Consider the following 24,153-nt stretch of genomic DNA (forward strand, 5'->3'; position numbering starts at 1 on the left):
GCACTTCACCAGAACGTCACTCGAGTCTGACAGCTCACCATGGTATAACTAATTATGTGAACAATTGAGCAAATAGGAGGTTATATATGAAGCGATTTCTGTTCTTATTCGTCGGACTCATCTTGATTCTCACGGCCTGCAACCAAAGCGAGGCCGTCGATTCGACGAAGATTCATACATACACGACATACGAGCTACCGCTCGAGGATAAAGTCGCGCTCGGGGAAGGCGAGCACGAGATCGTGTTCGTCTTCGACTACAGTTGTCCGTGGTGCAAGAAGTGGATGGAAGAGGTACTACCGGAGATCGAGGAGCGCTGGATTGACAAGGGTGAGGCGACGTTCAAAGGACAGCCACTCGTCTTGTTGAACGAACAGTCGCAACTGCTCGCGAACGTGGATTATAACGTGGAACGGCTCATCCCGGACCGCTACTATGAAGTGCAGCGCGCCATCGGACACGACTCGGGGTCGGACGGCTTCGGGACGGAAGCCCATGTCCAAAAAATCGCCTCTGAGTTCAACCTGAATGTGGACGAACTGCTTGAGAACCACGTCGATATCGGCATCCAGAACTCACGGCTGTTCACGCGCGACTTTGGTGTCAAGTACGTGCCGACGGTGTATGTCGACGGTATCCAGCTCGTGGATGCGTTCAGTTTGGAGGAAATGGAACACATCATGAACGGCACCATCGAAGCGGGCGACGAAGTCGAGGTACCGGAAGACTAAAAATAACCCCTCGTCAGTGACGAGGGGGTGCATCATCAATTCTCGAAATACGGTTTGACGAACAGCTCGAACAGTTCGGCATCGAGCAAGTACCGGTTCGAATAGAACGGGTCGTTGTCCGGCGTGATCGGATTCGGGCTCAAGATGAACGCCTGTTCGAAGCCGAGGTCTTGCACCGTCTCGGTCACGGCGTCGCTCGTGTTGCCGAACGGATAGGCGATCGTCGTGACGCGCGTCCCGAGATTCTTTTCGATGGCGGCGACACTCGTCTCCAAATCTTGTCGGAGCTCATCTTGCATGTCTTCTGGCAAGAAGACGGCGCCTCCGTCTTTGACGTAATGCATGTCATGCGTATGCGTCCCGAAGTCGGCGAGTCCGCTCGCCTGCATGTCTTTCAATTCGGTCCACGGGGCGAGGTCCAAGTTTTGGAACGCCTCGCCGACGTGACCGGTGATGATGAACAGCGTGAACGGGATTTGCTTGTCTTTCAAGATCGGGAACGCGTTCTCATAGACGGTATGATCGACGTCATCGAACGAAATCCACACACATTTGTCCGGAATCGGCTCACCGGCGCGATAGCCGAGCAAGTCGGCCTGCGTCGCGAAGTGGACGCCTTCTTCTTGAAGCCACGTCATCTGTTGCTCGAACTTGTCGGCGTAGACGTTGTAGCGGACAAGTTCGGACGAGCCGGTCACGTTCTCGACGAGCTTGTTCCACGTGTTCGGCTGTTTGACGCGGTGATAGTTGAGACCGAGACAGACGTTCTCGGTCGGGAGGAGCGCCGCATCGGGCACGTCCTCATGTGTCGTCGAGGACACGTCGTACACTTTCCAAGCGATGCCGCCAATAATCAATAGAACGACCAGCCATTTCATGTAGCGCATCATTTCAACTCTTTCACTGGATTTTCTGTGAACACGATGACCTTGTCACGCTGAAGCCGCTCGATATCTTCCGGGTCCATCAAGTCGAGTTTGAGCCAATCGTCGAGCGTCGTGTCCGTCGGCATCTGCCGGCGGTTGAGCGGGCCGTACTTCCGCTTGTTGTACGTCCGCCACAGGAAGAGCAGCAGGGCGGCGACGAACGACGAGACGAGCCCGAAATAGAGCAGCTCGCGGATGTCGGCGTTCGTCACGTTCAAGGCGGTCTTGAGGATGGCGATATAGCGGTCGTTCACGTCGACGACGGCGCTCAAGAAGAACCACGTGACAATGAACGTATACAACCAGAACACGGCCGTGAGCAACAGCTCGATCCCTTTGCGGAACACGTTCTGTTTCGTCTTGACGAGAATCTCTTGTTCGTAATCGTATAACTCACTTACAGGCTGCTTCTCCGTGCCCCCCGGTCTGGTGAACTCCATGTCGCATAACCTCCTTTCACACGGGCTCTAATCGCTTTCGGCGTCGCCGCGATGACGACGAACGTGTTGAGCATCCAGTAGATGACCGGATACCAAGCGGCCCAGACATAATATTTAAACACTTTATCGTAACGGGCGTCGTTCCAGAGCGAGATGATCAGCTGGACGTGGCTGACGAGGACGAGCGCGAACGAGTTGTACGTGAACCAAATCAACATGTCCTGCCATGTGTCGGCCGTCGCGAACAGATACACCGTGACGATGAGCCAGGCATACGCCCAGAGGACGCTGACGACCTGTTCGATATAGACGGGCCAAATCCGGCGCTGGCGCCAGTCTTTGAAGATGTCGAAGTGACGTAAGACGACTTCCTGTCCGCCTTGCGACCAGCGCACGCGCTGTTTCCAAATGCCAGAGATTGACTCCGGGACGAGCATCCAGCAGAGGGCGCGTGGCTCATAGCGGATGTCCCAGAAATTCTTCTGGAGTTTCCACGAGACAGCGATGTCCTCGGTGATCATGTCGCGGTCCCAAAGACCGACCGACAGCAACGCTTTCTTGCGGAACATGACGATGACGCCGGAGACGGTCATGATTTTACCCATGACGCGCTGCGTCCGTTTGATGGAGCCGATAATGGACGAGTATTCGACGAGTTGCATCCGGCTGAGGAGCGTGTCGCGGTTACGGATACGCGGGTTGCCGGTGACAGCACCGACGCGCTCACCGCGATTCAAGAAGTGACGGACGAGGTAATACGGGGCCTCCTCGCTCAAGAACGCGTCCGAATCGACGCAGAGCAAATACTCGGAGCGGGCGGCGTGGGCGGCCATATGTAGCGCGTTCGCCTTGCCTCGGTTTTCATGACAGTCGATGACACGCAAGCGTTCGTACTCGTCGGCGAGTCCGACGAGAATGTCGCCGGTCTTGTCACGGCTGCCATCGTTGACGGCGATAATCTCAAAGTTCGGATAGGTGAGACGGTCCAAATATTCAATCGTCTCGGCAATCGTCTCTTCTTCGTTATAACAAGGAATCAAGATACTGATGAGCGGCCATTCCCGCTCGTTCAAATCGAGTTCTTCCTCTTTCTCACGCGTCAAGCTGAATAAGAGAGCGCCCGAGATCCAAAACAGCGCCATGAAGAACGGATACCAGAACACGAATTGGGCCAGTGGTTCGATCCAAGGTGCGATGTCGAGCCCGTAAAAATTCATAAAGTAGTCTCCCCTTATTATTCAATAAGATATGGTATGTAAGATACTAGTTGATATAGAATTATTATTTCATATTAATTGGGTGAAATATACATTTAATAAAAAAAGACATTCGACGTGTGTCAAATGTCTTGTTGCTTGTTCAGTTTCGTCCGTCTGTCTTTGCGCCATTTCCAAACGAACAAACCGATCAGCGCGAGGACAGGGGCCGCAACCCAAGGGCGGGCTTCGATGATGGAGACGAGTTCGAAAATCGAGAGCCATCCGCTGATCATGATGAGAATCAGCAGGAAAGTCTTGAGTCCACCTCGAATAGGAAACCAGTAGAACACGAAGAGCGTAATCAAAAAGAAAGCGAGCAATCCCATGCGGTTATTCCTTTCTAGCCTCATTTTGACTCATTATAGCAGAGAATATTCAGAGAGTGTTAGAGCCTTCCCTTGCATGCCGCTTTTCGGTACTGTTAATAGAAGACTATTGAAGGAGGAACTATCGTGAAATTTGGAATCATCGGCCTTGGCTATGTCGGGCTGGCCACCCTGTGTGGACTAGCAAAAGCGGGGCATGAGGTCATCGGTGTCGAGAAAGACCAACCGAGACTGCTCCGTCTCATGAACGGGGACGTCCCGTTCCACGAACCGGGCATGGCAGACGTGTTACGCGATCATCACGGTTCAATCACATTCACGGACTCGATGGCCGATACAGAAACGGTCGACTACCTCGTCCTCGCCGTCGGGACGCCGAGCAAGCAAGACGGCAGCTGTGACTTGACGTTCGTCGACGCGGCCTTGTCCGAGGTCGCGTCGAAACATAAAATCATCATCCGCAGCACGGTGCCGCCGGGGACGACCGACATGCTGTCGGTCATGTACCCGGCCCATACGTTCGCCGTCGTGCCGGAATTTCTTCAAGAGGGGCGCGCCCTCGCCGACGTGTTGAAACCGCACCGCGTCGTCATCGGCAGTGACAACCTCGAGATGTGTGAGGAACTTGCCGGTATCTACGGACGCCTCGGGGTGCCGATCGTCTGTACATCACCGATTGACGCCGAGTTCATCAAATACGCCTCGAACGCGTTCCTCGCCACAAAAATCAGTTTCATCAACGACTTGGCGCGTCTCGCCGACAAGGCGGGAGCGGACATCACGACGATCGCCGACGGGATGGGACTCGACCCGCGCATCGGACGTTCGTTCTTGAACGCCGGACTCGGTTACGGGGGCTCGTGCTTCCCGAAAGACATGCACGCGCTCTTGAACGTGGCGAACGAGAACGAGGTCGACTTACCGGTCATCCGAGCGGCCATGCACGCGAACGACGCCCAGATGGAGTACGTCGCCTCGAAAGTCGAACCGAAGAGCGATCTCAAAGTCGCCTTGCTTGGCCTCGCCTTCAAACCGGGGACGGACGACATGCGCGATGCGCCTTCAATGACGCTCGCTCAACTGTTGGAGATACGTGGAGTCGAAGTCATCGGTTACGACCCGCTCGCCAAGTGGGACTTCCCCCAAGCGGAGACGGTCGAAGCTGCGCTCGAGGGAGCGGACATCGCCATCCTCGTCACGGAATGGGACGAGCTCGTCGCGTTGAAACCGGAAGCGTTCGATGGGATGCGGACGAAGCGCTTGATCGATGCGCGCAACGCTTGGAAGTATGCACGCGACCCGGGTACCGTCCAGTACGAAGGGGTCGGTCGGATGCAAAACAAGGAGAATACACCGTCATCGATGTGACGAAAGGCGAGACCCCACGGGGCCTCGCCTTTTTTCACGCCTTCATCTGTTCTTTCGTCGGTCCCATGACGCCCGGGACCGTGAGTCCCGCCTGACGGAGGAGCACCGTCATCTGGCCGCGGTGGTGCGTCTGATGGTCGATCATCATGCGCAAGACGGCGCCACGCGGCTGTTTCGCACCGTGGACGTCGACTTCTTCTAACAGATAGTCTTCCGAGAACTGTTCGGCCGCCTGGCTAATCTCGTCGGCATAGCGCGCATACTGGTCGGCGATCGCCTTGGCGTCGTTCGGTTGCGTCAAACTCTTCAGCGCCGACAAGCGGAAGCCGAGCAAGTTCGTGAAATAGCCGAGCGCAGTCGTCACGTGCCAGCCGATCCAGCCAATCGAGTTGTGGCCCGGGACGATTTCTTGTCCGAGCGCCTCGTCGGTGACGGCGCGGAGCACGTCGAGCGTGCCAGTCGATGATTTGATCCAATCTTGTAGAAAATCTGCTTTCGTACGATACATCGAATTCCTCCTTGAGCGTTCTACCCTGATTATACGACGCAGATTCATGATTTTGAAACGTTTGTCCTCATTTTCACGTAGACTATAGAAGAAAGGGGGGCACCTCTATGTGGGGACTCGTGATTGCAGCACTCATTCTGTTCTTGCTCGGATTTGCCGTCCATCGCTTGGGTTGGCATTTCCTCATCTCGGGATACAACACGATGAAGCGCGAAGACAAAGCGCGCGTCAACATCAAGGCGGTGGCACGGTTAATCGGTTTCATGTGTTACGGCATCGCAACGATCTTTCTCGTCATCGTCGCCATTGACGTGTTTGGTCTCGACATTCCGCTCGAGCCGTTGTTTCTGCTCATCGTCGCGTTCGTCGTCGTGACGCTTTGGCGCGCCCAAAAGTATGACGGGAATATCTTTGATGAACATGGAAAACTTCAGCCTGGGGGCAAGAAGAAACTCATCCCGATCGTTCTCGTCCTGACGCTCATCTTGGGCTTTGTCGGTGGTCTTCTGTTCTGGTTCAGTCAGCCGACCGAGGTGATGCTCACCGAATCGGCACTCGTCATCGAGGGTAGCTACGGCGAGACGGTGCCGTATGATGAAATCGAGACCGTGACATTGACGTATCGGCCGAGCCTCGACCGCCGGACGAACGGTGCCGCCGTCGGTTCACGCTTGACCGGCCACTTCCGGACGACGGACAGGGAGGACGTGCTCGTCTACCTCGACCAAGACATCGAGGCCGCCGTCCGGATTGACTGGAGCGGCAAACCGATTTATGTGAACGTGGAGTCGAACGAGGCGACGGAAGCGTTATATGAGGAGGTACGACTGAAATGACACAACCTTGGTATACACGGCACATGCCGTTCTTTTTCTTGACGTTCTTGTTCGCACCGCTGACTTTGCTACTCCTCGTCTGGCGCTGGGATCAGTTCGACGGCCATGAGCGCGGCATCAAACTGTTCTTTGCCATCGGGATGACGGCGTTCATCATGTTCGGGCTGTTGCCGCGCGGGTCGCTGCCGGTCATCTTGCCGGTCATCGGACTGTTGATCGCACTGAAGCTCGTCTTTAATCTCATCAAACGAAAAACCGGCTGACATGTGTCAACCGGTCGGAGAGGGCGCTCGCTCAGGCGAGGTGCCCTCTTTTGTCGTTCACCCAGGCCTCGAACGTGGTCGCGTCAAGGGCAGGGGCGTAATAATAACCTTGTCCGAGTTCGACACCTTCCGCGATAATCCGCTCGAGGTCCTGTTTCGTCTCGATGCCCTCGGCGAGCGAGGTCAATTTCTGTTCACTCGCGAAGCGGGAGACGGCGCGGAGGAATGACGTGCTGTCCTTCGCTTTGCCGCTGACGTACATGCGGTCGATTTTCACTTCTTGAATCGGCAAGTGCCAAATCGCTTCGAACGAGGCGTAGCCGGTGCCGAAGTCGTCAATCGAGAGGCAATAGCCGAGGTCCGAGATGTCTTCGAGCCGCTCGAGCTCGTTCGTGTGCGACATGATGTCCGCCGACTCGGTCAGTTCGATTTTCAACCGGTCGGGCAGCCATGGATACGTCGTGATCAAGTCGCGCAGCTTGGTGACGATGGACGGGTCGACCGAATGGGCCGACAAGTTATACGACAACGAGATATCGGCGAATGGCGTGTCGCGCCAGGCGACGAGCTGCTCGACGACCAAATCGAGAATCGAGTGCGACAGCCAGAGAATCTGGTCCGAGCGTTCGGCGATGCGGATGAACTCGTTCGGTGGCACGTTGCCGATGTCCGGGTGCTGCCAGCGGGCGAGCGCCTCGGCCCCGACGACCCGGCCCGTCTTCAGCTCGACTTGCGGCTGATAGGCGACGGTGATATGTCCTTGCTCGATCGCCTCCGGGAGCGCCTGTTCAATCAAGGCGGCCCATTGAAGCTGGGCGAGGATGCTCGCGTCGTACCAGACGAACGGGGTCCGCGTCTCTTTGGCGTGCTGCAACGCCTTCGTCGCCTCGAACAGACAATCGTTAAAGCTCGGCGTCGTATGCGTCGCCCCGATTTGAAGGTGGACGGTCTGGCGTTTCTGGTTAATCAATAGCTCGGTCGGGAACAGCTCCAACAATTCGGTCTCGTCGACGTTGCGAAGCCCTTTCACATACAGCATGAGCGTGTCGTCCCGGTAACGGCCGAACAAATGATGCGCATACTTCTCTAGCCGGTCCTCGACGTGACGGGCGAACTCGGTCATGAGCAGGTCGGCGTACGTCGGATCGTACCAGTCAACGAGGTGATGGAAGTCGTTCAATTTAATCAAGAGGAACGTCCCATCGATGTCCTGTTTCTCCCACGCCCGCAGGAAGCCGTACTCGTTGTAGAGCTCGGTGGCGAGGTCGAATCGGACGAGCCGGTCGACCTTGCGCTCGCGTTCGACGCGCTCGGTCTCATCTTCGAGAATGAGGTAATACGTGAGCGTCTCACCGCGCTTGAGCGGGATGATTTTGACGTTCAAGAAGCGGACGTGCTCACCTTTCAAATGCAGAATGAACTGCGCGCTCGTGCCGTTCTCTGTTACCCCGGCGAGCGCCTCGCGCAACAGGCGGCGGCCCGTGTCGGTGAACAGCTGATTGATTTCATACAGGTTCCGTTCGCCGAAGAACTGGCGGAACACATCGTTTCGTTCGATAAAGTTGTACGTGTCATCAATCAAGGCGATGGCGAGCCCCGTCTCGGAGAAAAGGGACGACCAGCGCTCGTGATACCGGAGCAGGTCGTTTGATTTCGTCTCGAGCGTGTGTACCGTCGAATGGACACTGGCGGCAATCTCGCGGAGCTCGTCCTCGATGCCACGGAAGTCGTGGCTCGGCGGGAACGAATCCTCGACCGGTTCCGTGCTCGGGTCGATGGCTAGGGCGCGTGCCTTCAAATGGCTCAAGTCGTGGGCGTACATCTTGCGTGTCGAGCATAGGGCGAACAAGAGCGCGCCTGACAACAGGAGCGTGATGAACAGGACGGCGATGGCGAGTGTACCGTAACGGTCACGCTCGGTCATGAGCGTGTCGTCAGCCGCCGAGCGTACCGCTTGTAGCGCCGCGTGCGAATCCTCATAGAAGCTCGTCCCGTTGACGTAACGGGCCTCGAGCGTCGAATTGGCAGCCGTCACCCGACCGAGGGCGAGCGCGCTCTCAATCAAGTCGTCGACCGATTTCGTCCCGAGAGACGGGTCGGTCGCGACGATGTCCTCAATCAGACGGGCCTCGTTCGCAATCGTCGAGACCTCGAACTCGAGCTGGTCTTGATCCGGTGTCTCGGCGAGCAGGTTCGTGACACCTTCGACGAACGCCATCTGCATGCGCATGATGGCATCGGTCAATTCATAGGCCGTGTTCTCTTGGGCGGTCCGTTCGAGCCCTTGATAGAGCCAGCGCCGGTTGATCGACTCGATGACGTCGAACGGCACCGCTTGGAAGCGGCTCGATCCGTCCTCGTTCAATGTATCTTCAAGTTCTTCCGAGAAGCGAAGCAACGCCTCTCGTTCGCGCTCGTCGACCCCGGTCTCGAAGTCGTCGAGCAGTTGAAAATTGTATTGGAGCGCCCGTTCACGGTACGGGGCCGACAGTAACGCCGTCGGTTGCTCTGAGTTCGTCTCATAGAGCTTGGCCGCGTGATGCAAGACGAGATACGACTCGACGCCGGCCAAGTCGGAGGCGTGGTTCAAGTCGCGCACCGTCTCGTCGACGGCGACGTGTTTTTCTTTCCAGTAATAGCTCAGGCCGAGCCCGAACAACAATACGCCGATGAGACAAGCGACGGCGAGGGCCATCGTGTAAATCCGGTACGGAATTTTAGCGAATCGATTGCTTCCCATCGGACACCTCCTTCTTTCTCTTCCCATTCTATCTCTCGTGTTCGAGTCTTTCGAGGGAAATCCTGCCCCACGAAAAAAAACCCGACAAAGGTCGGGTCTTTCAATGCGCCGAAGGTCACGGTCGCTTGTAACCGATGACGCGTGATTTCCAGTATGGCTCTTTACTGATCGTGTTATAACCGAGTCCGTACGTCCCGGCGTGGATGAACGTGTCCGCGTTAATCATGATCCCCATGTGTGACGGGCCGGCCGTGTACGTGTTCTCGAAGAAGACGAGGTCGCCCGCTTTTGGGACGAACGTCTTGCTGAGCTGTGTTCCGAAATAAGACCCGGCCCAGTACGTGGCGACGTTCGTGCGTGGGACGCTGTAGCCTGCCTGATTGAAGGCATAATAGATGAGTCCAGAGCAGTCAAACCCACCGTTGGCCGGGTTCGAGGATGCCCAGATGTATGGGGTGCCGACGTATTTCTTGGCGACGGCGATGGCGGCGATCCCTGCCTCTGACGTGCCTGGAGCAGGACTTACTGCAGAGCCTTTCGGCACCGCTTTGACGTAAGACGCCGAGACGAAACCGGTCGTATTCCCGATATAGATTTGATGCCAACCGTTCGACGTCTGGACGATCCGGAGCGTCTGTCCGGCCGTGACGCGACCGATGATGGCCGAGCTCGTCGAGGCCGACGTGCGGACGTTGAGCGAGGGTGTATTCACGACGTAGTCGAACGAAGCATTGCCTGCACCGCCGTCTCCGGCGTTCGGTGTGACCGGCGCACTCGGTGCCGTCGTCGTCTGTTTCAAGTAACCGGTGCTGACGTAACCGCTCTTGCCGTTATACGTGACGTATACCCACGTGCCGCTCTGCTTCGTCGCTTTGACGGTCGTGCCGTTCGGGATGCTCGTGACGAGGGCGTAGCCGATGCCCGGGCCTTGACGGACGTTCAAGTTGGCGGTCGTGGTGTACGACTGGTTGATGCTCTGCTCTTGTGGAGCGGCCGGTTTTGTCGGCGTGCTCGGTGTAGTCGGTTTGACGGATGAGTTCGTCAAGTAACCGTTATGTACCCAACCCGTCTTCCCGCCGTAGCTGACTTTCGTCCAGGCGCCGCTCGTTTGAATCGGTTTGAGCGCTTGGCCTTTCGGAATCGTGACGAGTACGTCGTGCCACGTACCTGCGGCGACGCGCATATTCAAGTCTGCCGTCGTGACGGTGGCGTCGCTTGATGGTGCTGGAGCAGCAGGTTTGATTGGAGTCGGTGTGCTCGGTGTAGCTGGTTTGACAGATGAGGCCGTCAAATACCCGTTATGTACCCAACCGGTCTTCCCGCCATAGCTGACTTTCGTCCAGGCACCGCTCGTTTGAATCGGTGTGAGTGCTTGGCCTTTCGGGATCGTGACGAGTACGTCGTGCCACGTGCCTGCGGCGAGACGCATGTTCAACGCGGCCGTCGTGACAGTGCCCGTGCCTGATGTGGCAGCAGGTTTCACTGTGGTCGGGGCGCTCCCGTTCAATTTAAGCGTCTGCCCGATGGCGAGACGGTCTGAATTCAAGTTGTTGAAAGCTTTTAAATTGGCGAGTGACACGTTGTGCTGTTGGCTGATCGACCAGAGCGTGTCACCGGCACGGACGACGTGTGAGCTGGCTGCTGCGACTTCGTCGGCCTGGGCGATGATGCTTACGGCGGCGATGGCTGCGAATGAGTACATGAGGCCGGACTTAGGGGACATTGGGTCACTTCCTTCTCTAATGAGTGCTTTTGACAATTATCGACAGGTAAAGCAATACATGTTTATTGTAGGGTTTACACAAACGGCAAGCAATGGTGGAAATGGCTCAATCAGTGGATTCCGTTAAAAATGAGGTCAATATTTTCGGACACGGATGAGGCGGGAGTACTAAAGAAACAGGGGAATCGAAAATTGACTTTCTGTTGAATTTTGGAAACCTATCCATAGTTCTTTTCGTGCTATCATGAATGCAAAACGTTTGAATGAGAGTAGGGGACTTATGAACGAGGGGAACTTTTCAACACAATCATATCGCAAACATCAAGAGAAACTGTTCGAACTCGTCCGAATGCCAGAGGTGACGGAGGCTGCGGTACGGCAAGCGCTCTTATATATGTGCGAGGTCGTCTCCGATATGCTCGACGTCGACACGGTCTCGATTTGGCATTTCGACGAGACGTATGCCTCGATCAGTTGCCAAGTCGCCTATTCGAAAGAGACGGGACCGAGCGAACCGGTGTTGACAGTCATGCGTGGGGACGCACCTGTCTATTTCGACGCGTTGCGGACGAACCGGGTGCTCCCGTTCGAAGACGTCCGGACCCACGAGTGGGTGAAGGATTTATACCAGCAGCACTTCGTGGAAGGGCAACGGATTTACTCGATGCTCGACGCCCCAATCTATGCGAACAATCGGGCGAAAGGGGTCATCTGTTGCGAGACGTTCGCGCCACGGCAATGGACGTTCATCGAGGAGCTGATCGTCAGCACGCTGTCCGACTTTATCGCCATCCTCTATCTCCGGCTCGACCGCCGCGAGATTGATGAACACATCACGAAGCTCGCCTATACGGATGAACAGACCGGGCTCATGAACTTGAACGGGTTCATCGAGCGGGTGGACGCGCTCCGCGAACAGGCACCGCACCAGCTCGGCTCATTGATTTATCTCCGGGCGGACGAGTTCCGTTCCGTCGAGACGGCAATCGGCATCCAGCGCGCGGACGACATCGTCATCGAACTGTCGGAACGCCTCCAACAAGTCGTCGATGCGTCGCTCTTGGCGCGCGTCTCTCAATCTGGCTTTCTACTGTGGACGCCTTACGGCGACCGCATCAAAGTGAAGGCGCTCGCCGATTTGATTTGTGAGACGGTGACGAGCGAGCCGTTCGCGGTCGGGGAGCTCGACGTCGTCTTGACGATGAGCGCCTTCATCTCGATCGAGGACAAGTCACGCTCGACGCTCGAGATGATGGACACGACCCGAATCACGGCCAATGATCGCCACGTGCAGCGCGGGGGGATCGCCTTCTACGAGGAAGAGATGGGTGAGAAGGCGACGGCCCGTCTGACACTCGAGATGAATTTGCGAAAAGGGCTCGCCTTGAACGAGTTCACGCTCTATTACCAACCGAAGATTGAAGCGGCGACTGGCAAGTTAAAAGGATTCGAAGGGCTGATGCGCTGGATCCATCCGAAACAAGGATTGATTCCACCGCTCGACTTCATCCCGCTCGCCGAATCGACCGGCGTCATCATCGCGCTCGAAGAATGGGCGCTCGAGGCCGCGTGCCGCCAGTTGAAGACGTGGCACGACGATGGCCGGATGTATCAGCTCGCCTTGAACTTGTCAGCCCGTCATTTCCTATCGGACGGGGTCGTCGAAAAGTTGGGCCATATCGTCAAGGAGATGGGCGTCTGCCCGAACTACTTGACGTTCGAGATCACCGAGAGCGTCGGGATGGAGAATCAGCAGCACGTCATCGAGCGGTTCGTCGCGTTCCGGGAACAAGGCTTCTCGATCTCAATCGACGACTTCGGGACCGGCTTCTCGGCGTTCGTCTATTTGAAGCACTATCCGATTCATGAGATTAAAATCGATCGGCAGTTCATCCAAGTGACGGACAACGATCCGACCGGGAACGTCATCGTCCAGTCGATTATCGAGCTCGCCCGCGGGCTCGGCTTGAAGACGGTGTGCGAGGGCATCGAGACGACCGACCAGCGCGACACGCTCCGCTCGCTCGGCTGTGACGAGATGCAAGGCTACTTGTTCTCACGTCCGCTCCCGGTTGACGAGCTCGAGACGTGGATTGAGGATTATGACACGACGAAAAAGGATTCGCTCCGTTGAGCGAATCCTTTTGAATGGACCGCAGACATGTTACGTGTCTGCGTTTTTTTTGCCGCTCGCGTCAGGCCGGCAACTCGATGCGAATCGTCGTTCCAGACCCGCGCGCACTCGTCACCGTGACAGTGCCGCCGTGCGCTTTGATGATGTCCCGGGAAATCGCCATACCGAGGCCGCTGCCGAGTGCGTCGGTCGTGTTCGTGCCCCGGTAGTAGCGCTCGAAGATGTACGGCAGTTCGTTCGCGTCGATGCCGATACCGTTCATTGAGTCGGACGTGCACGATTCGGCCCCGGCGGCAATTCCTCTCCCACTTATCGTCGGGCTGTGCCCGGGACACGATTGAAGTAGGGGGTATCCTTGCCGATTAAAGATGAAATGAGGCGTTCACTCGAAATCGACTTGCTCAGGTAAACAAGCGTATAATTAAATCACGAACACTTGAGAGAAAGGAAGCGGGTTATATGTTTGAGCAACTGACGATGAAAAAAGAACAACTGGATCAAAATCGACCGCTGCCGACGTATACGCTTCAAAGTTTGAGAGCAAAACTCTTTTTAGAATGGACATACAACTCGAATGCCATTGAAGGAAATACGTTGACAATCAACGAGACAAAAGTGGTGCTGGAAGGTATAACGGTTGGCGGGAAGACGATGCGCGAGCATCTTGAAGTGATTAACCACCAGGACGCCATTTCTTATGTAGAAGAGATTGTCCAACGCGAAGAACCGCTGACGGAGTGGCAAATAAAAAATTTGCACCGTCTCGTCTTGAAAGGAATTGATGATGCGTATGCAGGCGTCTATCGGGACCAGCAAGTGTTTATTGCTGGATCCGTTCATATGCCGCCGCCTCCATACCTCATTCAAGAACAGATGGGGCAACTGATGAATTGGTATGAAACAGAGACGAATACGATGCACCCGGTTGAACGGGGCGCTTTGTTGCATGCTAAGTTCGTGGGGATTCACCCGTTCATTGATGGAAATGGTCGTACATCTCGGTTGTTGCTCAATTTAGAGTTGATGAAGTCCGGTTATCCGCCGATTGTCATCAAAGTCGAAAATCGCCTGAGTTATTACAATGCGTTAGATCGAGCGCATACGACAGGAATGTATGACGACTTTGTCGCCCTTGTCGTGACAGAGGTCGAAACATCGCTCGATTTGTACTTGAGCGCGATCGCCCCTCATCCATCCAAAAACAGCCCTTCCTGACGATTCAGGAAGGGCTGCCTCATGTCCGCTCATTCATGCGGGAGTTCGGTTTTCAATTCCAGTTGGAGTATGTACGCCAATTCTTTATGGGCTAGCTCGGAGAAGTTCGTCTTTTTGACGTGTGTCCGGGGCCGTAGTCCGCATTCCAATGCGATGTCGACGATTGTCCGAATCTGATTTTCCGTATAGAAGCGCTTGCGTCCCATCGTGAACGGGGTCGGTGGCAAGACGCCGTCGGTTTCCCATTTGATCAGCTGTTGCTGGCTACGGGGAATCCCGGCGACATGAAACGCACGGCTCAGTTCTTTGAGTGGATAGACGGTCAATGGGCGTTCGTTGTACAGGAGCGGCTTCGCGTTTTCCGGGCGATAAGCATCCCAGTCAGTCGCATAAAACGTCAGGTCGGTGTGGTCGAAGTCGAGTTGAGCGGAAGGAATAGAAGTGTTGAGTGCGAAGTCTAAGCTGTTCATCTAGAGTATCTCCTTCTTCAAGTCAAACTGGTCATTTCGAAAATGCCCTCCTCCGTATAGTAACCCATTTCTAAGCAATTAACTGCCAGTTTTTTCAAAGTGGGGAAATGAATTCGTGGGACTTTAGGCGTGTTTTCGAAATGCGATTGACGTCTATTAAGATACCCTAATTGGTATGAGAATTCAAGGAATAACGCCGATTTTTACCGATGAATGCGCCTTCATTCAGAATAGGTCTATAGTCGTTACGAAAAGGTTACAAGGAAATATGAGCAAACATTCACCAACTTCGGTTAATAGGGGCGAAGGAGGTGAGACATATGGCAGTGTATCGAGAATACGCAAGCGTCTTTTATCTGGACACGAAGCGGCTCGTTGACGGCAAGGAAAAGCGTCAGCTCGTCCGGTTCGGTCCACTCGGTGCGCGGATGGAGACCGAGGAGATCAAGCAGTTCGGTGATCTGTTGATTCCGCTTCTCGCGGTCGAATCCGCCGCATACGTCGTGTCGCGTGAATTCCACGTGACGTTCTAATTGGAGGAACCCCTGATGCGTGTACCGAAGCGTCCCGCCGGAGCCTTGTCCGATGAGCGGGTGGGCCCATGAGCTGGCCCGAACTCATCTCGAACCTCGGCTTCCCAATCGTCGTCTCGCTCTATCTGCTCCACCGGATTGAGACGCGCCTTGAGCGCATGATTCAACTGCTCGAACGTCTCGACTCGACCTATCCATCTGAATTGTAATCCATCCCCGAAAGGAGCCATCCCCCATGGCCGTATTGACTGAAAAGAAAGCCACGCTCGTCTTGACGACGCACCACGATTTGAACAGTTTGAAACCGACGAAGAAAACGCAGCGCTTCGGTCCGATCCGGGCGGCGCTCACGGCTGACAATGCCGAGGCGTTCGGTCACCTCATGCTCGATTTGACCGAGCAAGAAGATTTCACCGTGTCGGTCGTTCGCGAATACGACGTCGTCTAATCACACCCACATCCAAGGAGGACTAACCCATGACTGAGACTAAAGTAGAAATCGCATTTTTGGATATGTTCAATAAAGTATCGCGCTTCCGTTTGAATAATGTGAAACAACCGGTCGATGCGTTGAAAGTGCAAGCGCTCGCCGACTTCATGGTCGCCAACGACCCGCTCGGCAAGAGCGTCGTCAAATGGACCGAGATCAAGATGATCGAAGGCACACAAACCGTGTTGAACGTCCAATAATCCAAAGGCATCGTCTCTCAAAAAAAGAGACGGTGCTTTTTCCTGTTTTGCTTCTAAAAATCACAAATTGAAGGTATATTTTTAATATATTGAATAAAAGGCAGGTATTGTAAATGAAGAAATGGCACTATGCAATTTTATTCGTCGCGCTGTTGTTCGTGATGTTCCCGATGGATCAAGCGAACGCGACTCCGAAGTTCGAGCTGGGCACGCTGCTCGAGCAAGAAGTGAAGACAATTGAAGGGTCTCCCTTCTATTTGGACTATCAAGACGGAGCCACGCGGCTTCATGATGTAGAACGACAGACCGTCGTACCCATCGATTACAACGGCAATCTGACGGCGGATCGGTCGCATGATGAAGAGGGGTCATATGGAGATTTCTATACGTTCAAGCCGAGCTTAGACGGTGAATCATTCATGGCGACGCATCATCGGACGGGGGATATGATTCACGTTAACCGTGATGGGTCGACGCGTACATTCAGCCCTCCATTCGACACAGAGTCGATTCGACTGATTACGTACGATGCGAGTCGCGACATCATGTTGTGGGAGAACAAAGGCTCGAAGCAACTCGTGACGACTGATTCGGATGGCGTCACGAAGTGGGAGCGTACTCTCTCCGATCGTGAACAAGTGATATTGGCGACAAACGCGAACGAACTCGTCGTTGCGGACACGTACTCGGACGTCCTGCTCCATCTGAATCCAGATACAGGCGAGATAATCGAGACAATCAAGATGCCGAATACGGTGACAGCGGTATTTGCTGAACCTACGACAGATCACCTTCTGTTAGAAGGGGTTAGTGACTTACACGTGTATGATTGGAAGCAACGTACCATCACGACGCTTGATTTGAAAAATCAGTCGTTCTATGAAATCGAGTCGTTTACCTATCACAACGGCACGTACTACGCGATGACGGAGTTCGATTATTTGCTCACCATCGATTTAGCCACGAAGACATTGAACAAACTGCGACTGGATTCATTCAATTCACGGCTTGACTACAAACTGTTGCACGGAGGCTACTTGCTTCGAAACGACCAGCGCTTACTGGCGGCAGAGCGTGCCCACCTCATTCCAGGTCAGCTGTACACCTCGCCGAAAGCTACAAAACCGTCTGGAGCCGGCAATACCTGGTTAGGCGAGTCCTATCAACTGATGGCGACCGTCGTGACAATCGATCGCGTCTACCATGAAATCCCTGTCGCCGACTTGGGGTCAGACGCGGAAGTGGTCGATGCGACACGCTCATTCGAGGATGGATACATCGTTCCATCGTTCGATGAATCGTTCAGTTATGCGCTTCGATTCGGAAACCTCACGAGCAACAGAGTCACCTTGAATCCGGTGACGAAAGTGCCGCTTCAAATCGAAACATCATTTGATAACGGGCCGGTAGGGGATATCGTCGGTACGACAGCCCCAAACATGACGGTGTATGTGACTTGTGAAAACAACAAATACGCGAACTGTGACGGTTCGGTCACGGCCGATGAGACAGGACGTTTTACGTTCTCACGCGGTATTCTCTGGGGAAATCAAACCATCACGGTTTGGGTAGCAGACAACGCGACGTATAACCAAGCCACAACAGCATCGGTCAAACAGACGTTCCAAATGAATGAACCGACCGATACGAACATTGCCGAAGTGTTGAGCGAGACGGCGATGGAAGGTGTGACGATTCGGACAAAACCAAATGCCCGAGTCGAGGTGCGTCAATTGTTCTCACCGACAAACTATGAAGTTCGTGAAGTCCAAGCAGACGCATCGGGAGTCGCGAAGTTAACGGAGTACAATCGAGACAAGCCGATGTACTACCGTGTCATTTATCGCATTCTCGACACGAACAGTCAGTATGCGAATCTTTACGTATCAACAGATTATCCGGTGCCTGACGTCACGTGGACAAAACCACCGAAGACAGGTGATACGACTGTGACTGTTCATTATAACGGGACACTCTCTCCACTGCTCGCGGTGGCGCGAAATGGCCGAGATGAATCAGCAAAACGTCTCGTTCCTGGAACGAACGTCATCGCGTTGAAAGGACCACTCTGGGAAGGACAGACGATTCGACTCATCGCGAGTTTCCGTCCTGAGCTCAGTAAAACGTTCGAACAAAAAGTGACGAGTGACGCACCGAAGACACTCAGCATCAAAGATGTGCTCGTCACATCGTCTACTTCAGCGTTTACAGTGTTGAAAGATACACCGGCATACTTGAATTTCATCGTGAATGGGAAGCCAATCTCATACACTGAGGTTGGAAAAGACCGTTACCGGATCTCGGTGAAACCAGGCACGTCGGTCGTCGTCGAGTCGACGATTGGGTCGAAGAAGAAGCGGACGACGTACAAAGTCCCGACGGCTTCGTTGACGTCATTCGCGCCGTCTGACGAAGTGAGCACGTGGAAAGGGAAGACACTCCCGAACGCCACCGTCACCGTGAAGGCCGGGACGAAAGTGATTGGACGGACGAAGGCGAACTCGACCGGCAGCTATCAAGTGAAGTTTGCCCGTCAGCGTACCGGCACGAAACTCGTGTTCGAGGCGAAAGTGGGTGTGGCCCGTGACGCGAAGAGCGCGACCGTCAAAGCAGGTGTCCGCCCGACAGTGAGCACCGGCACGATTCGCTCGACGACGAAATCAATCGCCGTTCGCACGAACGTCCCGTACGGAACAGTAACGATTTATAACGGAAAGACGCTCGTCGCGAAGAAGACGATCACATCGACTTCGACGAACGTGTCCATCAAACCGCAAAAACGGGGGGCGAAGTTGACGATTAAAGTCGTGACGCCGGCCAACCGAAGCGGCCAAACTGTTAAGTCCGTTTTATAATGTAGAGACAAGGTGACTGATTTTTCAGTCATCTTTTTTTATTTTGGTCAATCCCCTTTAGATTCCTCGACGTCAAGACGATATAGGAAGAAACGTTGCATGCGAGAGGGGAATATACATATGTCAGTGAAACAGAAGTGGACAGCGTTACGGAACGGGTTAAACGTCCGGCGCTTTCAATGGAAACCGAAACGACGAAAGCCAAGCACGCGTGAAGAAAAACGAGTGACCGGAACGAACCTGACCATCCGTCAAAAGCTATGGGGACTCGTCATTCTCGCGCTCCTCATGGTCGCAGGTGTCGGTGGCTACTCGCTCTTGTCGCTCGCCGATGCGAATCGTCAAGGCGATGACATCGTCAACAACTGGAACAAAGGGCTCGACTACGCCCACGAGTTGAACACGCTCGCGGCGAACTATCGTGCGCTCGAGCTCGAACACATCGTGACGGATGACGCGGCCGCGAAAGAAGAATTGATGACCGCGATGAAAGAGATTCGGAAACGCATCAATGAGATTGCCCCGAAATATGAACAGACGGTGACGGGTGAGACGGACAAGGAGTTGTTCGCCAACTTCAGCAAGCAATGGGAGATGTATCAACGCGTGTCGGATAACATGCTGATTTTCAGCACGTCCGGCAACAACGGTATGGCTCGCTCGTATTACGATGCCCAGTCCCAATCGACATACGATAATTTCACGCAACGCCTGACCGAGCTCGTCGACTACAACTCGGAAGGTTCACAACGTGTCGGCGCCGACATGGAACGTGAGTTTCAACAGTCGCTCATCGCACTACTCGCGGTGACGATCGGTGCGGTCGTACTCCTGTTGTTCCTCGGACTGAGCTTATTGCGTTCCATCATCAAACCGATGCGGGTGCTCCAAGAGAAGTTTGACGAGTTGGCCTCACAAGGCGGCGACTTGACGATGGCCATCCCGGTCACATCGAACGACGAGATCGCGCAAGTGAGCCGTTCGTTCAACACGTTCCTCGCGACGCTACGCGACATCATGATTGACGTCGACAAGACGGCAAAAGTCGTCCTCGTCTCGTCAAAAGAAGTGGCGACGGAAGTGACCGAACTGAGTCGTTATATGGAAGAGACGTCAGGCACGGTCGAAGAATTGACGGCCGGTATGGAAGAGACGGCCGCGTCGTCGCAAGAGATGAGCGCGTCGACGGTCGAGATGGGCGGATCCATCGATACAATCGTCAACCTCTCGAACGACAGCGCCAAGACAGCGAGCGATGTCGAGCGTCGGGCCCATGCGCTCCGTGAGCAGGCTGTCGCCTCGAAGACAGAAGCGAACACCATCATCGACAAGAAGCGCATCGAGCTCGACGACGCCATCAAAGGGGCGCAGTCGGTCGAACAGATTCGCGTCTTGACGAGTGCCATCTTGACCATCGCCGACCAGACGAACTTGCTCGCCTTGAACGCATCGATCGAGGCGGCCCGGGCCGGGGATGCCGGGCGCGGCTTCGCCGTCGTCGCCTCGGAGATTCGTAAGCTCGCCGAGAACTCGCGCCAGACGGTGAACGAGATTCAAGCGGTATCGCATACGGTCATCGACTCGGTCGCCCGGCTCAACACGAGCTCGGCCGATATGTTGACATTCCTCGATACGAAAGTGCTCGCCGATTACGACCGGCTCGAGGAGTCGGCCACGCAATATGAAGCGGATGCGACCGTGTTCGGACAAACGGCAGAGACGTTCGAGACGAACGCGCTCCAACTTCGCCATATGACCGACAGCATCCTCCACGTCATCCAAGAAGTCGCGACGACGGTGACCGAAGGGGCGGACGGGACCCAATCGATTTCGGAGAAAGTCCAGCTTTCCGTCGAGCGGTTCAACGACGTCCAAACTCGGATGCAGGAGACCGAACAACGAGCGGTCGAACTTTCGAATCGTGTGTCACAGTTCAAGTTATGAAGCTAGATCGCAGCCATGATGGGCTGTGGTCTTTTTTTGTGACAATAAATGGAACATAAGACTCATAAATAAGGTCAATCCATTAATATAATTGGAAACAAATGTGGAAAACCGTTTGCACAAATCGATAGAAATCATGTGATTCCAAAATTTGATAGAAATAGAGGTGTGAGAGGACGAGTTCCTCGAGAAGATGAAAAAAAGGCTAAATCAACTCACATTGACGCAGAAACTGTTTGGCGGGATCGGAATGATTCTTTTACTCGTCGTAATCGGGATGGGTTACAATCTGATGGCGCTGAACGATGCGACGAGCCGATATGAAGAAATGATTTCATCAGATGTCATGCGGATGAAGGCGGCCGATGAACTATCGTTAGGGATGGTCCGTCAGGCGTATGGCCTGCGTGGTTATATTCTTGAACAAGAGCCGGCCCGGCTTGAAGCAGAGCAGCAAGGGTCAGAAGAGAAAAAAGAAGCAATCAATGCCTTGTTAGAACTTTCGCCTTCGACAGAAGGGACGAAAGAACTAGAGAACTTGATGTCATACGCATTAGGTTACGATGACTTAGCACAACAGTTGATTCAAGCAATCGACGCGGATGATCAAGAGACAGTGGACCGACTCGCGCTCCGGTTGTTGCCGGATGTGACGGCATCAATCATTGAGTCAGGAGAGACGATGCAAGCCGAATCGGAAGCCGCGATGTTGGCGAAGCAAGCGCAGCTTGAGAGTCGAGGTCAAAGTGCATTGATATACTCTGCAGTGATCGCCGTCATCATTTTCGTACTCACGCTCGGCGCCGGCTACTTCCTCCAACGCATGGTCACGGTCCCGCTTCGCCAACTATCGGACGAGGTCGGCATCGTCGCCGACGGTGATTTGACACGCGCTGACCTTCAAGCGCTCACGCGCGATGAAATCGGCGAGTTGATGCTTGGCTTCAACCAGATGAAAGGCAATCTCCGCGAACTCATCGACGAAGTGAGCCGGAACGCCCAAGAAATCACGGCGCAGTCGGAAGAACTGTACGCGAGCACAGAAGAGATGTCGTCGCAGACAGAGGAGACGACGCGGATGATTGAACAAGTCGTCGGTGAGACGGTCAACCAGGCGGCGGCTGCTTCGAAGAGCGGACAGGCGGTCGCGGCGGCCGATGAAGGCGTCGAACGAATCGCCACGTCGATCGGGACGATCAGCCAAGACGTCCAGACGAGTCTGAAGCTCGCCGAACGCGGGGAACAGACGATTCAACAAGCGAAACAAGAAGTGCTCGCCCTCGAATCGGAGACGGTCGTGACCGGTCAATCAATCACGGCGTTGAAACAACAGTCAGATGAGATTGCCCTCATTACCGAGGTCATCCAGTCGATCACCGACCAGACGAACCTGCTCGCCTTGAACGCGGCCATCGAAGCGGCCCGGGCCGGGGAACAAGGGAAAGGCTTCGCCGTCGTCGCCGAAGAAGTACGGAAACTCGCGGAACAGTCGAAACAATCGGCGTCCCAAATCGCCGGTTTGATCGAATCGATTCAGACGCAATCGAATGCGGTACTCGAACGTCACGCCATCAGTGCCCGCCGCGTCGAGACGAACACGGCGTTGCTTGAAGAAGCGACGGCGTCGTTCCAACAAATCGTCGGGCAATTGCACGCCTCGGTCGAGAACACGGAACAGATCCGGGTCGCCTCGAGCGAGATCGCGACGACGACGAAACAAGTCGCGACAGCGGCAATCCATATGGCGAGTGACAGTGAAGGCATGGCCGAGACGATGCGTAGCGTAGGTGAGACGGCCGACGCCCAGCTCGCGATGATTCAAGAGTTGAACGGTGTCGCCGAGTCGCTCGGCAATATGACCGGCGACTTGCAGACGCTCATCGGGCGTTTCCAAACATAAGACGGACCGTCCTTTCCTGTTCTAGGGAAAGGATAGTTTTTGCGTGTTGTCAGGATTGATGAGAGGGTGTTACGGGAATTGCGGGAGAGAGACAACATCTCGACTACAGTGAAAAGGGGGCACATCATGAAATATACCGTCATCACCGGAGCAAGTTCAGGTATTGGTTATGAAGCGGCGAAATTGCTCGCCAAGCAAGGGAAGTCACTCGTGCTCGTGGCACGGCGGCACGACGAACTCGAGAAGTTGCGGAGTGAAATCAAGGCGATCGCACCGAAGAGCGATGTCATCATCAAGGCGAAAGACTTGTCATACAGCGAGAACGTATACGGGCTGTATGAATCGCTCGCTGATCTCGACATCGAGACGTGGATCAACAACGCCGGGTTTGGCGATTCGAATTTCGTGAAGGACGTCGAGGTCGGGAAAATCGAGAACATGATTCGCTTGAACGTCGAGGCGTTGACGGTACTGTCGAGCCTATACGTCCGGGACTATCATAACGTCGAAGGGGCGACACTGTTGAACGTCGCATCGGTCGTCGGCTATCATATCGCCAAAAAAGGCGTCACGTATAGCGCGACCAAATTCTTCGTCAGTGCGTATACGGAAGGGCTTGCCCGCGAGCTCATGAACGATGGGGACAAACTGCGAGCGAAAGTGCTCGCGCCGGCCGCGACGGAGACGGGCTTTGCCAACCGCGCTCGCGAAGAAGACGACTTTGACTATAGCCAAAACGTTGAGAAGTACCATACGGCCGAAGAGATGGCCGGGTTCTTAGTGCAACTGCTCGAGAGCGATCAAGTCGTCGGCATCGTCAACCACGAGGACTACTCGTACGAGTTGCGCGGTCCGATTCATCCGTATATGGGGTAAACGTAAGTAAATAAAGTGATTGTGCTCTGAAGAGTCATGTGAGATATATTAGGCACATACCTTGTGTATTAGACGTGTTCAATAGGAGTGGTAGTATGGGAAAGCAAAATCAATATGAGAGAAAATTGATTAAGCATGGCGATTCTGTTTGCATCTCTATTCCAATGACTGTGTTGCGACAGTTGAAGTTAGGTGCGGGTGACGAGGTCTCGATAGTGCCGACAGACAAGGGCATCTTGATTCGACCGCTTGAGGATACAGTACAAACGGATATCGATTCAAAATTTTCTGAGGACATGGAAAAAATAATCGAGCAACACAACGATACGTTCAAAGGATTAGTGGAACGTTAATCTTTTTGAAGAATACGATACCAAGCTTGATTCGAATCAGAATGTGCAATCAAAACAATCATT

The 24,153-nt window shown here is 54.4% G+C and carries 24 protein-coding genes; 15 read left to right on the forward strand and 9 right to left on the reverse strand.

Annotated features, from left to right (window positions below; genetic code table 11):
- Window positions 1-86: 86 nt before the first annotated feature.
- Window positions 87-731: a thioredoxin domain-containing protein gene (locus ACZ2GZ_RS03305; RefSeq protein ID WP_470295533.1), complete on the forward strand. Its 645-nt coding sequence runs from the start codon at window positions 87-89 to the stop codon at window positions 729-731.
- Between the two features lie 35 nt (window positions 732-766).
- On the opposite strand, the gene ACZ2GZ_RS03310 is transcribed toward ACZ2GZ_RS03305, so the two are convergent.
- The 4 genes from ACZ2GZ_RS03310 to ACZ2GZ_RS03325 form a co-directional block, all read right to left on the reverse strand.
- Entirely contained in the window at window positions 767-1,618 is an 852-nt protein-coding gene (locus ACZ2GZ_RS03310) for a polysaccharide deacetylase family protein (protein WP_470295534.1), read from the reverse strand.
- Complete coding sequence (pgaD, locus tag ACZ2GZ_RS03315; protein ID WP_470295535.1) at window positions 1,618-2,097, reverse strand: poly-beta-1,6-N-acetyl-D-glucosamine biosynthesis protein PgaD; 480 nt, start codon at window positions 2,095-2,097, stop codon at window positions 1,618-1,620. The genes ACZ2GZ_RS03310 and pgaD overlap by 1 nt, the downstream gene beginning before the upstream one ends.
- Window positions 2,055-3,314 (reverse strand): poly-beta-1,6-N-acetyl-D-glucosamine synthase, encoded by a 1,260-nt coding sequence (pgaC, locus tag ACZ2GZ_RS03320; protein WP_021066357.1) that lies wholly within the window; start codon window positions 3,312-3,314, stop codon window positions 2,055-2,057. The genes pgaD and pgaC overlap by 43 nt, the downstream gene beginning before the upstream one ends.
- A 122-nt stretch (window positions 3,315-3,436) precedes the next feature.
- Complete coding sequence (locus ACZ2GZ_RS03325; RefSeq protein WP_214714203.1) at window positions 3,437-3,682, reverse strand: hypothetical protein; 246 nt, start codon at window positions 3,680-3,682, stop codon at window positions 3,437-3,439.
- 126 nt (window positions 3,683-3,808) lie between these two features.
- On the opposite strand from ACZ2GZ_RS03325, the gene ACZ2GZ_RS03330 reads away from it, so the two are divergent.
- The gene (locus tag ACZ2GZ_RS03330) at window positions 3,809-5,050 is read left to right on the forward strand and encodes a UDP-glucose dehydrogenase family protein (RefSeq protein ID WP_470295536.1); all 1,242 of its coding nucleotides are present in this window, start codon (window positions 3,809-3,811) and stop codon (window positions 5,048-5,050) included.
- A gap of 34 nt (window positions 5,051-5,084) precedes the next feature.
- On the opposite strand, the gene ACZ2GZ_RS03335 is transcribed toward ACZ2GZ_RS03330, so the two are convergent.
- On the reverse strand, window positions 5,085-5,558 hold the full coding sequence (locus tag ACZ2GZ_RS03335; RefSeq protein WP_408584035.1) for a DinB family protein: 474 nt from the start codon (window positions 5,556-5,558) through the stop codon (window positions 5,085-5,087).
- A 107-nt stretch (window positions 5,559-5,665) separates the two neighbouring features.
- On the opposite strand from ACZ2GZ_RS03335, the gene ACZ2GZ_RS03340 reads away from it, so the two are divergent.
- Both ACZ2GZ_RS03340 and ACZ2GZ_RS03345 read left to right on the forward strand, forming a co-directional pair.
- Window positions 5,666-6,394 (forward strand): DUF3784 domain-containing protein, encoded by a 729-nt coding sequence (locus tag ACZ2GZ_RS03340; protein ID WP_470295537.1) that lies wholly within the window; start codon window positions 5,666-5,668, stop codon window positions 6,392-6,394.
- The gene (locus ACZ2GZ_RS03345) at window positions 6,391-6,657 is read left to right on the forward strand and encodes a hypothetical protein (RefSeq protein ID WP_470295538.1); all 267 of its coding nucleotides are present in this window, start codon (window positions 6,391-6,393) and stop codon (window positions 6,655-6,657) included. Before ACZ2GZ_RS03340 ends, ACZ2GZ_RS03345 begins: the two co-directional genes overlap by 4 nt.
- Before the next feature lie 31 nt (window positions 6,658-6,688).
- Here the strand turns inward: ACZ2GZ_RS03345 and ACZ2GZ_RS03350 are convergent, their stop codons facing one another.
- Both ACZ2GZ_RS03350 and ACZ2GZ_RS03355 read right to left on the reverse strand, forming a co-directional pair.
- Complete coding sequence (locus ACZ2GZ_RS03350; RefSeq protein ID WP_470295539.1) at window positions 6,689-9,397, reverse strand: EAL domain-containing protein; 2,709 nt, start codon at window positions 9,395-9,397, stop codon at window positions 6,689-6,691.
- Between the two features lie 115 nt (window positions 9,398-9,512).
- Window positions 9,513-11,120, reverse strand: coding sequence for a C40 family peptidase (locus tag ACZ2GZ_RS03355; protein WP_251135242.1), 1,608 nt, complete (start codon window positions 11,118-11,120; stop codon window positions 9,513-9,515).
- A gap of 280 nt (window positions 11,121-11,400) precedes the next feature.
- Here ACZ2GZ_RS03355 and ACZ2GZ_RS03360 point away from each other — a divergent pair, with 280 nt between their 5' ends.
- On the forward strand, window positions 11,401-13,254 hold the full coding sequence (locus ACZ2GZ_RS03360; RefSeq protein WP_470295540.1) for a sensor domain-containing phosphodiesterase: 1,854 nt from the start codon (window positions 11,401-11,403) through the stop codon (window positions 13,252-13,254).
- 61 nt (window positions 13,255-13,315) lie between these two features.
- Here the strand turns inward: ACZ2GZ_RS03360 and ACZ2GZ_RS03365 are convergent, their stop codons facing one another.
- Complete coding sequence (locus ACZ2GZ_RS03365) at window positions 13,316-13,516, reverse strand: sensor histidine kinase (RefSeq protein ID WP_214763527.1); 201 nt, start codon at window positions 13,514-13,516, stop codon at window positions 13,316-13,318.
- A 197-nt stretch (window positions 13,517-13,713) separates the two neighbouring features.
- On the opposite strand from ACZ2GZ_RS03365, the gene ACZ2GZ_RS03370 reads away from it, so the two are divergent.
- On the forward strand, window positions 13,714-14,469 hold the full coding sequence (locus tag ACZ2GZ_RS03370) for a Fic family protein (RefSeq protein ID WP_470295541.1): 756 nt from the start codon (window positions 13,714-13,716) through the stop codon (window positions 14,467-14,469).
- Window positions 14,470-14,498: 29 nt separating this feature from the next.
- On the opposite strand, the gene ACZ2GZ_RS03375 is transcribed toward ACZ2GZ_RS03370, so the two are convergent.
- The gene (locus ACZ2GZ_RS03375) at window positions 14,499-14,939 is read right to left on the reverse strand and encodes a MerR family transcriptional regulator (protein WP_029594866.1); all 441 of its coding nucleotides are present in this window, start codon (window positions 14,937-14,939) and stop codon (window positions 14,499-14,501) included.
- Window positions 14,940-15,259: 320 nt separating this feature from the next.
- Between ACZ2GZ_RS03375 and ACZ2GZ_RS03380 the strand changes: the two genes are divergently transcribed.
- From ACZ2GZ_RS03380 to ACZ2GZ_RS03420, 9 genes are all read left to right on the forward strand, one after another.
- Complete coding sequence (locus tag ACZ2GZ_RS03380; protein WP_029594867.1) at window positions 15,260-15,472, forward strand: hypothetical protein; 213 nt, start codon at window positions 15,260-15,262, stop codon at window positions 15,470-15,472.
- 68 nt (window positions 15,473-15,540) lie between these two features.
- Window positions 15,541-15,681 carry a YvrJ family protein gene (locus ACZ2GZ_RS03385; protein ID WP_021066374.1) on the forward strand — a complete coding sequence of 47 codons (141 nt, stop codon included), beginning with the start codon at window positions 15,541-15,543 and terminating at the stop codon, window positions 15,679-15,681.
- A gap of 26 nt (window positions 15,682-15,707) precedes the next feature.
- Window positions 15,708-15,920, forward strand: coding sequence for a hypothetical protein (locus ACZ2GZ_RS03390; protein WP_021066375.1), 213 nt, complete (start codon window positions 15,708-15,710; stop codon window positions 15,918-15,920).
- A 29-nt stretch (window positions 15,921-15,949) separates the two neighbouring features.
- A complete protein-coding gene (locus ACZ2GZ_RS03395) occupies window positions 15,950-16,162 on the forward strand; it encodes a DUF2922 domain-containing protein (RefSeq protein WP_021066376.1) in 213 nt (70 codons plus the stop codon).
- Between the two features lie 113 nt (window positions 16,163-16,275).
- Window positions 16,276-19,017 (forward strand): hypothetical protein, encoded by a 2,742-nt coding sequence (locus ACZ2GZ_RS03400; protein ID WP_470295542.1) that lies wholly within the window; start codon window positions 16,276-16,278, stop codon window positions 19,015-19,017.
- Window positions 19,018-19,137: 120 nt separating this feature from the next.
- Window positions 19,138-20,961 (forward strand): methyl-accepting chemotaxis protein, encoded by a 1,824-nt coding sequence (locus ACZ2GZ_RS03405; RefSeq protein WP_470295543.1) that lies wholly within the window; start codon window positions 19,138-19,140, stop codon window positions 20,959-20,961.
- A 193-nt stretch (window positions 20,962-21,154) separates the two neighbouring features.
- Window positions 21,155-22,861: a methyl-accepting chemotaxis protein gene (locus ACZ2GZ_RS03410; RefSeq protein WP_470295544.1), complete on the forward strand. Its 1,707-nt coding sequence runs from the start codon at window positions 21,155-21,157 to the stop codon at window positions 22,859-22,861.
- A gap of 126 nt (window positions 22,862-22,987) precedes the next feature.
- Window positions 22,988-23,737 (forward strand): SDR family NAD(P)-dependent oxidoreductase, encoded by a 750-nt coding sequence (locus ACZ2GZ_RS03415; RefSeq protein WP_470295545.1) that lies wholly within the window; start codon window positions 22,988-22,990, stop codon window positions 23,735-23,737.
- 95 nt (window positions 23,738-23,832) lie between these two features.
- The gene (locus tag ACZ2GZ_RS03420) at window positions 23,833-24,090 is read left to right on the forward strand and encodes an AbrB/MazE/SpoVT family DNA-binding domain-containing protein (protein WP_029594872.1); all 258 of its coding nucleotides are present in this window, start codon (window positions 23,833-23,835) and stop codon (window positions 24,088-24,090) included.
- Window positions 24,091-24,153: the final 63 nt, after the last annotated feature.

This window comes from Exiguobacterium sp. KKT215 (genome assembly GCF_055635335.1).